The organism is Syntrophorhabdaceae bacterium (assembly GCA_035541755.1).
Lineage (GTDB): Bacteria > Desulfobacterota > Syntrophorhabdia > Syntrophorhabdales > Syntrophorhabdaceae > PNOF01.
In genome coordinates, this window is the sequence record DATKMQ010000009.1 from 1 (window position 1) to 11,995 (window position 11,995).

14 protein-coding genes are annotated in these 11,995 nt (G+C 53.3%); 13 read left to right on the top strand and 1 reads right to left on the bottom strand.

Annotation, left to right across the window (positions count from 1 at the left end):
• The 13 genes from VMT62_00545 to VMT62_00605 all read left to right on the top strand — a co-directional run.
• On the top strand, positions 1–589 hold a 589-nt coding region (locus VMT62_00545; GenBank protein HVN94894.1), incomplete at its 5' end, for a peptide chain release factor-like protein.
• Positions 590–598: 9 nt separating this feature from the next.
• Positions 599–1,432, top strand: coding sequence for a peptide chain release factor N(5)-glutamine methyltransferase (gene prmC / locus VMT62_00550; GenBank protein HVN94895.1), 834 nt, complete (start codon positions 599–601; stop codon positions 1,430–1,432).
• A complete protein-coding gene (murA, locus tag VMT62_00555) occupies positions 1,414–2,688 on the top strand; it encodes a UDP-N-acetylglucosamine 1-carboxyvinyltransferase (GenBank protein ID HVN94896.1) in 1,275 nt (424 codons plus the stop codon). The genes prmC and murA overlap by 19 nt, the downstream gene beginning before the upstream one ends.
• Positions 2,669–3,949, top strand: coding sequence for a histidinol dehydrogenase (gene hisD / locus VMT62_00560; protein ID HVN94897.1), 1,281 nt, complete (start codon positions 2,669–2,671; stop codon positions 3,947–3,949). Before murA ends, hisD begins: the two co-directional genes overlap by 20 nt.
• Complete coding sequence (hisG, locus tag VMT62_00565) at positions 3,946–4,815, top strand: ATP phosphoribosyltransferase (protein HVN94898.1); 870 nt, start codon at positions 3,946–3,948, stop codon at positions 4,813–4,815. Before hisD ends, hisG begins: the two co-directional genes overlap by 4 nt.
• Positions 4,816–4,823: 8 nt before the next feature.
• Entirely contained in the window at positions 4,824–5,408 is a 585-nt protein-coding gene (gene hisB, locus VMT62_00570) for an imidazoleglycerol-phosphate dehydratase HisB (GenBank protein ID HVN94899.1), read from the top strand.
• A complete protein-coding gene (gene hisH / locus VMT62_00575; protein ID HVN94900.1) occupies positions 5,350–6,063 on the top strand; it encodes an imidazole glycerol phosphate synthase subunit HisH in 714 nt (237 codons plus the stop codon). The genes hisB and hisH overlap by 59 nt, the downstream gene beginning before the upstream one ends.
• Before the next feature lie 123 nt (positions 6,064–6,186).
• Complete coding sequence (gene rimI / locus VMT62_00580; GenBank protein ID HVN94901.1) at positions 6,187–6,849, top strand: ribosomal protein S18-alanine N-acetyltransferase; 663 nt, start codon at positions 6,187–6,189, stop codon at positions 6,847–6,849.
• A gap of 31 nt (positions 6,850–6,880) precedes the next feature.
• The gene (locus VMT62_00585) at positions 6,881–7,639 is read left to right on the top strand and encodes a dihydroorotate dehydrogenase electron transfer subunit (GenBank protein HVN94902.1); all 759 of its coding nucleotides are present in this window, start codon (positions 6,881–6,883) and stop codon (positions 7,637–7,639) included.
• Positions 7,621–8,523: a dihydroorotate dehydrogenase gene (locus VMT62_00590; protein HVN94903.1), complete on the top strand. Its 903-nt coding sequence runs from the start codon at positions 7,621–7,623 to the stop codon at positions 8,521–8,523. The genes VMT62_00585 and VMT62_00590 overlap by 19 nt, the downstream gene beginning before the upstream one ends.
• Positions 8,516–10,225: a single-stranded-DNA-specific exonuclease RecJ gene (recJ, locus tag VMT62_00595; protein HVN94904.1), complete on the top strand. Its 1,710-nt coding sequence runs from the start codon at positions 8,516–8,518 to the stop codon at positions 10,223–10,225. Before VMT62_00590 ends, recJ begins: the two co-directional genes overlap by 8 nt.
• A 24-nt stretch (positions 10,226–10,249) precedes the next feature.
• Positions 10,250–11,167: a radical SAM protein gene (locus tag VMT62_00600; GenBank protein ID HVN94905.1), complete on the top strand. Its 918-nt coding sequence runs from the start codon at positions 10,250–10,252 to the stop codon at positions 11,165–11,167.
• A 53-nt stretch (positions 11,168–11,220) separates the two neighbouring features.
• Complete coding sequence (locus VMT62_00605; GenBank protein HVN94906.1) at positions 11,221–11,706, top strand: adenosine-specific kinase; 486 nt, start codon at positions 11,221–11,223, stop codon at positions 11,704–11,706.
• Positions 11,707–11,802: 96 nt separating this feature from the next.
• Here the strand turns inward: VMT62_00605 and VMT62_00610 are convergent.
• Positions 11,803–11,995: hypothetical protein (locus tag VMT62_00610; protein ID HVN94907.1), on the bottom strand; the 193-nt coding region annotated here is incomplete at its 5' end.

Here is an 11,995-nt window from a genome sequence, read left to right on the forward strand (position 1 = left end):
CGAGGTCATTGTTGTGATCGAAGGCAAAGATGCCTGGAACATGCTTCAGCATGAGAGCGGTGTTCACAGGGTGCAGAGAGTCCCCGATACGGAGGCCCAGGGACGCATACACACCTCCACAGTGACCGTGGCGGTTCTTCCCGAACCGGAAGAACTGGAGCTCACCATAAACCCGGCCGAAATCCGCATCGATTTGTTTCGGAGCAGCGGCCCGGGCGGCCAGCACGTGAACACCACGGACTCGGCCGTACGCCTGACCCACATACCCACGGGCATGGTTGTTACCTGTCAAGACGAGAAATCGCAGCACAAGAACAAGGCAAAGGCCATGAGGGTGCTACGGGCGCGCCTCAAGGAAAAGATGGAAATCGAAAAGGAACAGGAGATATCCGAGGAGCGACGCAAACAGGTGGGAACCGGGGATAGAAGCGAGCGCATACGGACCTATAACTTCCCGCAGGGACGCGTGACCGACCACCGGATAGGCCTCACCCTCTATAAGCTTCCCGACGTGCTCAACGGCAATCTCAACGATCTCGTATCCCCGCTCAACGCCCACTTTCAGGCAGAAGCATTGAAGAAAGGATAGGTGGCGAGCGTGCACGCCAGGGATATCATTCTCAGGGAAAAGGCGATGTCCACGACGGATGTCTTGAGCATTATCTGTTTTGTGTGCTCATCGACCAAGGAACAGATCCTTACTCGTCTCACCACAGAAATAGACCAGGTGAAGCTTCAGGAGATCGAAAGATTTCTCGACCAGAGACGCAACGGAAAACCGCTCGCCTATATTACCAAGAAGAGGGAGTTCTATTCGGAAGATTTCATCGTGGACGCGAATGTGCTTGTGCCGCGACCGGAGACCGAAGTTCTCGTGGAAGAGGCACTCACTATCCTGGGCGAGAGAAGAGAGTTGAGCCGGATCGTGGACATGGGCACCGGATCGGGCGCCATAGGGTTGACGATAGCCAGAAGGGCCCGAAAGGAAGTTGTCTGTGTGGACGTGTCCCTAGCCGCACTCACGGTAGCCAGGCAGAATGCCCGCGCGCTCGGGGTAGATAAACAAGCAGTATTTGTCTGTTCCGACCTATTCGCCGGCATCAGACAGACAGAAAAATTCGACATGATTCTCTCCAACCTCCCCTATGTAGCGAGCGAAGAATGGGACCTGCTTGCGAAGGACGTGAAAGACTATGAACCGAAGACGGCTCTCGCGGGGGGTCCGGGCGGCATCGAAGTGTACAAAAGGTTTTCGCTTGAGGCGCCGGCGCATCTCGCGAGGCACGGATACATGCTTTGCGAGATAGGGGGGGGCGAGCAGGCGAGCGCCGTAAAAGGCATGTTTGAGTCAGCGGGACTTAAGGTGGTTGTGAAAAATGACTACGCCGGAACAGAAAGGGTGCTTATCGGATCATGGATAAATTTGTCATAGAAGGTGGGGAAAGACTCAAGGGAAAAGTCAAAATAAGCGGCTCAAAAAACGCCGTTTTACCGCTCATCGCCGCAACAATTCTGCAGAAAGGGCGATACAAAATAGGCAACGTTCCGCGATTGAGGGATGTGAGCACCATGCTTAAGCTCCTGTCCATTCTGGGTGGGACAAGCACCTGGCTCGACGAGAGCACCGTGGAGATTGATACGGAAGGGGTCAACAACCACGTAGCTCCTTACGAACTGGTCAAAGAAATGAGGGCGTCCCAGCTCGTGCTCGGTTCGCTCGCCGGCGGCCTGAAAAGGGCAACGGTCTCTTATCCGGGAGGGTGCGCGATCGGAGAGAGACCCATCGACCTCCACTTGAAGGGTTTATCGGCGCTCGGCTGTGAGGTGAAGATCAAGGAGGGCTATGTAGAAATAACGGCCAAGAGCTTGAAGGGGGCGCGCATAACCTTCGATACGGTAACGGTAGGCGGGACAGAGAACATGATTATGGCGGCATCGCTCGCCAAAGGCGAAACCATAATTGAAAACGCGGCCCGCGAACCCGAGGTGGTCGACCTGGCGAGGATGTTGAAAAAAATGGGCGCCAAAATTGAGGGCGAAGGCACGGAAGTCATAAAAATACGGGGCGTGAAAGAGCTTGCGCCCTGCACCTATGAGGTAATCCCCGATAGAATCGAGACCGGCACATACCTCGCCGCCTGCGCCATGACGAGGGGCAGCATAACCATCGAGGGATCTGCGCCCGAACACTTAAAGACGGTTATTGAAAAGCTTCGTGAAGCAGGTATGGAAATCGATTGTGAGCAAGGCACCATAAAAGCCTCCATGACGAGAAAGAGACCTCAGTCCGTTGACATCAAAACAGCGCCGTATCCGGGGTTTCCCACGGATATGCAGGCGCAGGCCATGGCCCTGATGTGCGTTTCCAAGGGGGTGAGCGCCGTTACGGAGACCATATTTGAAAACAGGATGATGCATGCAGCGGAATTAAGAAGGATGGGTGCGGACATAAGGGTTATCGGGAATACGGCCATCGTCAAGGGGGTCGAGGCCCTATCGGGCGCCAAGGTGATGGCAACAGATCTGCGCGCCAGCGCATCGCTCATCATAGCGGGGCTCGCCGCATACGGCACCAGCGAGGTTTCGAGGATATACCACATAGACCGCGGGTACGAAAAGATAGAAGAGAAGCTTCAAGGGCTCGGGGCAAAGATCGAGAGGAGGAAGGATGCGAGTCTGGGATCTTGAGAAAGAGTACGACAGGTTCATTTCTTTTATCCTTCAGGGCAGAGAGAAAAAGAAGCAGAACGTCGGTGCCGCCGTAGAAATAATCAAACAGGAAGTCCTCCAGAAAAAAGAAAAAGCCCTGGTGGCGTTCTCTCGCAAATGGGACCAGTGGGATCGCAACTATCCTCTCAAGCTTTCACCGGAAGAGATCCGAAGAGCCGCATCAGGAATTTCGAGAGAGGATGTTGCCGTGCTCAAAGGAATGATAAAGCACGTAACTTCGTATCACAAAGGTCAAAAACCGGGAAGCAGAACATACAAAAGGAAAGGGCTTTCCGTTCACGAGGAGTTTGTACCGGTGGAGAAGGCCATGGTATACGTTCCGGCGGGAACGGCTGCCTACCCTTCATCGCTCATCATGGGGGTTGTGCCCGCCAAACTTGCCGGCGTGAAAGAGATATATATAGCAACGCCTGCGCAGAACGGAAAGGTCAACCCCTACATATGCGCCGCGGCATCGCTCCTCAACGCCCGCCACGTCTATCGAGTAGGCGGCGCGCAGGCGATATACGCCTTCGCCTATGGCGTGGGTCCTATTCCCAAGGTCGACATGATAGTCGGCCCGGGAAACGCATACGTGGAAGAGGCGAAAAAGGACGTATACGGAAGCGTTGGTATCGATATGCTTGCAGGACCAACGGAGCTTATGATTCTCTGCACAGAACCGTTTTCGCCAGAGGCGCTTTCCTGGGACATGTTCTCTCAGGCAGAGCACGACGAAATGGCTCTGACAGGTCTTTTTTCCGCCTCCAAAGACCACTTGAAGGAGGTTGAACGGTCTATAAAGCGATTGATCTCAGCTAACCGGAGAAGGCAGGTCGTTGAGTTGGCGCTCAATAAGAACGGCTTCCTTGCGTACTACCGGAACATTGACAAAGCCATTGAGGCGATCAACCGACTCGCCCCCGAACACATGGAGCTTATAGGTGACAGAACGAAAGTAAAGAGAGTGCGCTACCCGGGCGTTATCTATGTGGGCCCGCATACCACGGTAGCCATGGGCGACTACTACATCGGCACGAACCATGTGTTGCCCACAAGCGGGGCCGGCAGATTCAGCGGAGGCTTAAGCGTGGACCGGTTTACAAAACGAAAGGTAGTTGTTACAATAGAGAAGTCATTCGTTGAGACGTACGGGGAGGCGGCCATTCGGCTCTCCCATATCGAAGGCCTGTTCGCCCACGGCGAAGCGATCAGAACGCGCAAGGAGCTTTTAAGATGAAATTGAAAATAGGGTTGCCCAAGGGGAGCCTGCAGGAGACCACGTTCAGGCTCTTCAAGAATGCGGGCTATACCATAAAAGTGGCAGAACGCTCCTACGTGCCCGCCATTGACGATCCGGAGATCGAGGGGCTTCTCATCAGGGCGCAGGAGATGGCCCGCTACGTTGAAGAGGGCATACTTGACCTTGGCATTACAGGCTGGGATTGGGTGCTCGAGCAAGACGCGAAGGTCGTGGAACTCACCAGGCTCAAATACGGAAAGGTGGGCTTCAGGGGCGTAAAGTGGGTTGTTGCGGTTCCCCAGGACTCAAAGATTAAGAAGGTCGAGGATCTCAAGGGCAAGAAGATCGCCACGGAACTCGTGGGTTTTACCAAACGCTATTTGAAAAAACGAGGCGTAGACGCTCAGGTAGAGTTTTCCTGGGGGGCGACAGAGGTGAAGCCCCCACTCCTTGCCGACGCCATCGTTGAAGTGACCGAAACCGGGGCATCGCTTACGGCGAACAACCTGCGCATTATCGATACGATCCTTGAATCTGAGACCGTGCTCGTGGCCAACAAGAAGGCATGGGCCGATCCCTGGAAAAAGCGGAAGATGGAGAATATTGTCATCCTGCTGAAAGGCGCACTCGTTGCCGAAGAAAAGGTGGGCCTCAAGATGAACGTACCTGCGAAGAAGCTGGGGCAGGTTATCGGCATACTCCCCTCGCTCCACACGCCCACAGTTTCTAACCTCTCCGACAAGGGATGGGTGGCTATCGAGGTGATCCTCGACGAAAAGGTTGTGCGGGACATCATACCGGACCTGAAACGGGCCGGGGCCCAGGGTATCGTAGAATACCCGCTCAACAAGGTCATCGTATAGGGGGGCGCATGGAAAGAAAAGCCAAGGTAGAACGAAAGACCAAAGAGACCTCTGTAACGATAAAATGGACGCTTGACGGCAGTGGCACCTATACGATATCAACGGGAATCCCCTTTTTCGATCATATGCTGAGTCTCTTCGCCAAGCATGGCCTCTTCGATCTGGAAGTGAAGGCCAAGGGCGACATAGAGGTTGATTACCATCATACGGTTGAGGACATAGGCATTGCCATGGGAGAGGCCTTAAAGGATGCCCTGGGGCCGTCCGAGGGGATAGAGCGTTACGGTTACGCCATCATCCCCATGGACGAAGCGCTCTGCATGTTTGCCTGTGACCTTGGAGGGAGGCCGACTCTGGTCTGGAAGGGCAGGATAGCCGGAAGGACAGGAGATTTCGATCTGGACGTGGTCAAAGAGTTCTTTCAGGGGTTCGTAAACCAGGCGAGGGTCTCAATTCACGTCAACCTCCTCACCGGGAGCAATCTGCACCACAAAACCGAAGCCATCTTCAAGGCCTTCGGGAGATCCTTAAGGGATGCCGCGGCAAAGAACCAACGCATCAAAGGGGTCCTTTCAACAAAAGGCGTTCTGTAACCGAATAACCGGACAACAAGATGTAAAAGAGCTTGAGGGCGGTGAGATTTTGATAGCAGTCATAGACTACGGTATGGGTAACTTAAGAAGCGTGACGAACGCCCTTGAGAAGCTGGGGGCCCGTGCGATTGTCACGCGGGAACGAAAGATTATTGAGGATGCGGCAGCGATCGTTTTGCCAGGCGTTGGTGCCTTCGGCAAATGCATAGAGAACCTCGAGAAATTTGACCTGATCGGCTTGATCAAGGGGATGATTGAACAAGGGAAAAGATATCTCGGCATATGCCTTGGCATGCAGGTGCTTTTTGAATCGAGCGAGGAAGCGCCGGGAGTTGCGGGCATGGGCGTCCTCAAGGGAACTGTTCCGCGTTTCAGGTCAGACTTAAAGGTGCCGCACATGGGGTGGAACAGTATCGAAGTCGTTAAGAAGACAGAGATCCTAAGGGGTATCGAAAGCGGCGAACATTTCTATTTTGTGCACTCCTATTACTGCAGCCCCGAGGAGCAAGACGTCGTGGCCACAAGGACCGTCTACGGAGAAACTTTTGCGTCCGCGGTTGAGAGGGACAATCTCTTCGCCTGCCAGTTTCACCCGGAGAAGAGCCAGCGGGTAGGGCTCAAACTCCTTAAGAATTTCATAGACCTTACAGGCTAAGTAAGCCTTTTCTGCGCAATCCTCGTAAAACAACAACGTTCCCGAACGGCGAGCTCGATACGGCGCGCCCGGCCGGATTCTTCTGTCTTTACTAATGGGACAGAAAGATGGTAAAAGGTACAGATGGAACACCTCGTGCGCCTCGAGAGCGCGGACGAAACGAGTGTCCGGGGGAGAGGGACGAGGCGAAGCCCAAGGATCGGCGAAAATCTTGCCTTATCACAGGGCGAGGCGATGGTTGACCATATGCAAGACAATTCCTGCGAAGACGTGAGAGGGCTTAGCCACTCGCCTTACGAAGCCATGAAGAGACCCGTGGAGCATAACGACGCGCAAACAATAATCAGGGAAATGCACCTCCGCGATGTCGGTCTGACCCTTGAAATAGAGAAAAAATCGTTCATCGCTCCCTGGAGCAGCGCCATGTTCGGAGAGACGCTTGTTTCAGACATTTCCAAGGGTTTTGTGCTTGAGCTTGGCAAGAGGATTGTCGGCTACATAATATTTTACGCTGTTAGCGTGGAAGCCCACATCATGAATCTTGCCGTTGACCCGCTCAAGAGAAGGCAGGGCTATGCCGCGCGTCTTCTGTCCCATACCGTAGAACTTTTGAAAAAGAGCCACATTTCAGAATGTTACCTGGAAGTAAGGGAACACAACAAAGAGGCCATAGGACTTTACAGCAAGTTCGGTTTTGAAGTAATAGGAAGGAGAAAGCGATACTATCCCGAAACGGGTGAAGATGCGTTCGTCATGCGACTTACGCTCACCGGACAGGAAGATTAGGCACCAAAGACGTGGAAGAGGAATGAAAATCGTGGATGATAAAGTTGCAACGATTATCGAGAACCGACATGTGGTTTCAAACTATTTCCTAGTTAAGCTCAAGCTCGCAGGGCCTATGTGGAAGGTGAAGCCCGGCCAATTTGTCATGTTGAAGGTGCCCGGGGGAGAGCTTTTCTTGCGGAGGCCCTTCAGCATCTTTGATTACGGGAGAGAGACCATTTCGATCATGTACAGGGTGGTAGGTAAAGGTACGGATGCGTTAAGCCGCGCGAAAAAGAACGAGAAAACCCTGGTTCTCGGGCCATTAGGTAACGGATTTGCCGCGCCAAAGAGGTCAAAGCCGGTCGTGATAACGGGCGGCATTGGTGTCGCGGGAGTGCACCTGCTTGCGAAGAGCCTTGGGCGCAAGGCCCGGATATTCTACGGGTGCGCGCATAAGGACGAGCTCGCCGTCATGAAGGACATTATGGATTTTAACCCCGCCATCGCCACCCTCGACGGGTCACGGGGGTTTAAGGGCGACGTCGTGTCGCTGTTTCGACGTGAGATCAAACCTTCCGCGTTAGGGGATATAGAAATATTCACGTGCGGACCTCACGGCATGGTGAAAAGCTTGAAAAAATGCATAAGCGCATCAAAGACGCCGTGTCAGGTGCTCATGGAAGAACACATGGCCTGCGGGCTCGGACTCTGTTTCGGCTGTGTGGTAAAAACGACTGACGTGGAGGAGCCCTATAAAAGGGCGTGCAAAGAGGGGCCTGTTTTCGACTTATGGCAAGTATCTCTATAAAATTATTCGGCAAAACACTGAGGAATCCCGTGATGAACGCCTCCGGTACCCTCGGCTACTCGAGCGAAATCGAAGCCCTTTGGGGGGTTAAGACTCTCGGGGCTTACGTGACCAAGGGGCTTTCCCTGACGCCGCACCACGGGAACCCCATACCAAGGGTCTGGGACGAACGGTCAGGCATGATAAACAGCATTGGCCTTCAAAACATGGGCGTGGAGAAATTCTTTGCCCAACATTTCAGCTTTTTCAGGAAGAAAAAGACCCCCGTCATCATCAATTTTTTCGGTTTCACCGAAGAGGAGTATGTGCGCTGTGCGGAGAGCATAAAGCCGCATCCTCTGGTTGTGGCGCTTGAAATGAACCTCTCGTGCCCCAACATTAAGGCGGGGGGGATAAGCTTCGGCAAGGACCCTGATATGGTCTATCGGATCGTCAAGAGGATTAAGGAAGTCACCGGCATACCCATTCTTGCCAAATTGACCCCTGAGGTCAAGCACATTGCGGAGGTGGCACTCGCGGCTTCCAAGGCTGGTGCGGACGGGCTCACGCTCATCAACACTATGCCGGCCCTCGTCGTAGACCTGAAAAGAAAACGGATACCGATTAAAGGCGGTCTTTCAGGGCCGACGTTAAAGCCCATAGCCCTTCGGGCTGTTCATGAATGTGCACAGGTGGTTTCGATACCGATCATCGGCGTGGGGGGTATCATGAATGCAGATGACGCGATTTCGTTTTTCATGGCAGGCGCGAGCGCAGTGCAAGTCGGTTCTGCGACCTTTGGGGACCCCTATGCCATACCCAGGACCATCACAGGGGTCCGTGCGTATCTCGAAAACAACGGATATCGCAGAGTGGAACAGATCATGGGAATAATTGATGGTTGATAAGACCCCTCAACAGAAGACGGACATGGATGCAAACCGGAACGACAAGACAAAATCGATTCAGTCGATTACAGACGATTTGAATGTGCCCGACCTTATTGCACGAATTCTCGTGGCCCGGGGTATCGAAAGCCCGGTTGAGGCGAGCCTTTTTCTTAACCCCAGACTCGAAGACCTCTCCGACCCGTCCCTCATGCCCGATATGGAGAAAGGGGTGGCGCGGGTCATACAGGCGGTTACGAAAAAAGAGACGGTATGCCTCTACGGCGATTATGACGCAGACGGGGTGACGTCGCTCGTCCTCATGATGAACTTTTTGAAGCATTTCGATATGGATCCCATTACGTACATACCGACACGCCAGGAGGGTTACGGTCTAAACGTAGCCGCCATAGACCTCTTTCGGGAGAAGAACGTCAAGCTCTTGATCAGCCTCGATTGCGGTTCTTCTAATATAGATGAGGTGGGCTACGCGACTGCTCACGGCATCGATACGGTCATTATAGACCACCATGAGGCGGGGGAAACATTACCCGACGCCCACGCCATAATCAATCCCAAGCGGAAAGACTCCCGGTTTCCCACGCGAGACCTGGCAGCGTGCGGAACGGTCTTCTTCTTTCTTCTTGCCTTGAGAAGAGAAATACACAGACAAGGGCTTTTGCTGAAGAGCATAAACCTAAAGCGGGAGCTTGACCTTGTGGCGATCGGGAGCATCGGAGACATGGTGCCTCTGACCGGGGACAACCGGATCATGGTAAAGCACGGGATGGAGATCATGAACAAGCACCCAAAGGCCTGGCTCAAGTCCTTTTTCAAAAGCGGGGCCATAACAAGGGGCATCATCGATGAATTTGCGTTGGGCTTTATTATCGTGCCCAGGATCAACGCTACGGGCAGGGTCTCAAATCCGGACAAGTCCCTCCATTTTCTCGCGGCCGCCGACGAGGCCACGGCCGCTATGCGTCTTTCCGAGCTCCAGCAGGCCAACGTGCACAGACAGCGGATCGAAGAGGCGACGCTTAAGGAGATCCTTGCCATGCTCAAGAGAGACGGGGTGGACCATAGGAAGACCATCGTTGTTTTTAGCGAAAAATGGCACATCGGCATTCTCGGTATCGTGGCGCAAAAGCTCGCAGAAATGCACAAAAAGCCAGCCATCGTGATCACAAAACTGAATGATGTCTGGAAAGGATCCGGACGTGGTGTGGGCGGGATGGACCTTTATGAAACCATCTCCTCCCTCTCTCACATGCTTCTGAAATATGGAGGGCACAAATACGCCTGCGGGGTGTCGCTCGTTGAAAAAAACTTAAGCGATTTTGCCGACGCCTTTGAAAAAAGCGCGGAAACGGTCAGTGACGCAGGCAGACCCAGGGTTTTCTGCGACACCGGGGCGGAATTTGAAGAACTGACCGCCGAGCTTATGCGGCACATGGACCGACTGTCGCCTTTCGGTATAGGAAATCCACGCCCCAATATGGCTTTTAACCCGTCAAGGGTAACGCCGATGAGCGGCGGGCGGGTGAAGATCGTGGACAGAAACAAGAGGACGTGGTACGGCTACATCCAGCAGGACCTGACTATTCCGCGATCCGAGAATATCTATTTCATCGCGTCCCCGGTGTTAAGGCAGGAGATGGGGGAGCAGTTCGTGAATTTGAATATTAAAGAGATCGCGGAAACCCCCTTTTATCAATAAACCGACTTACTATAAGAGAGGCGTATGCAGGACGTGTTAAGCATGCTTGAAAGATGCGAACTCTGTCCCCGCCGGTGCGGGGCCGACAGGGCGGCAGGTGAGAGAGGGTTTTGCGGCGCCGCAGGTAAAGTCAGAATCGCCCATTACGGGCCGCACCATGGCGAGGAGCCTCCGATCTCCGGCAGACTGGGTTCCGGCACGATCTTTTTTTCGTTCTGCAACTTAAGGTGTATATTCTGCCAGAACTATCAGATAAGCCATGATGGCATGGGAGAGGAGATATCAATCGAGGAACTGACGGACCTGTTTTTTAATCTCGAAGGACGGGGATGTCACAATATTAATCTGGTAAGTCCAACGCCGTATACGGCGCATATCGCGGTGGCGATCCGGGCCGCCCGCGAGCGGGGTCTTAAGATACCGATCGTCCATAATACGAACGCCTATGAAAATGTTGAGGCATTGAAACTGCTCGATGGATTGATCGACATCTATCTTCCTGATTTTAAGTACGCCGACCCTCAAGTTGCAGAGAAGCTTTCCGGTGTCCCCGTGTCCTTGTCCTATCCCGATTCCGCCAGGGAGGCCATTTTGGAGATGAAGCGACAGGTCGGTGACCTGATTGTTAAGAGGGGGGTAGCGAAGAGGGGCCTTATCATGCGACATCTCGTGCTCCCCGGCGGGCTCGCCGGCTCTCAAGAGGTTTTCGGGTGGGCGGCTAAGAATCTTGGCACAGGCACCTTTATAAGCCTCATGTCACAGTATTATCCGGTTCACAGAGCGCACACGGTGGACTTGCTGGCAAGAAAGATACGACAGGAAGAATACGATGAAGTGGTCGATTATCTGGTGAGCGAGGGGTTTGACAACGTCTTTATTCAGGAACTCGAAAGCGCGCCCTTGTTTGTGCCCGATTTCGATAAGACAGAACCGTTCAAATAAAGAAAAGGCGAGACGCCCTGGAGGCGACACAGATACCTTACAGAGGAGGGAGTATGGAGATTAAAACGATCAAAATCAACATTCCGGAAGGGCTTAACATTATCATCGGCCAGTCTCATTTCGTGAAAACCGTAGAAGATATGTACGAAATTCTCGTAGGCTCGTCACCCTCGCTCAAGTTTGGCGTCGCCTTCTCAGAGGCAAGCACACACTGTCTGGTGCGGTACGAGGGCAACGACGAGGGGCTCATGAAGCTTGCCTCAGAAACCTCTTTCAGCCTTGGCTGCGGCCACACATTCGTCATATTCATGAAGGACGGCTTTCCGATCAATGTGTTAAACGCGGTCAAAGCATGCCAGGAGGTCTGCCACATCGTCTGCGCCACGGCCAATCCCCTTGAGGTCATCGTGGCCGAGACCGAACAGGGCGGCGGCATCATGGGTGTTGTCGACGGGTCAAGACCAAAAGGGATCGAGCAGGAAGAGGACAAAAAAGCAAGGAAAGAACTCTTGAGGAAGTTCGGATATAAACTCTGTTAAGGCATGTCTTTTTGACAGCTCGAATTCTGGCTGACCAGATATGGGGCTCGGTCAAGGGCACGGGATTAAGGACAACAGGCTTCAAGACAGAGGAATTCACCTGTTTGCCTTGTACTTATTGGTGATCGGCATTCTCCTGTCTTTACCGAAGGCTTTGGGTGTTATTTTAATGCCGGGGGGAGATTGCCTCCTCTTGTATTCAGACAGATCCACCATCCTCAACACCCGCTCAATTTCCTCCTTGGACATGTCCCCTCTTTTTATGCCGCTTAAGTCTTTATCTTCCTCG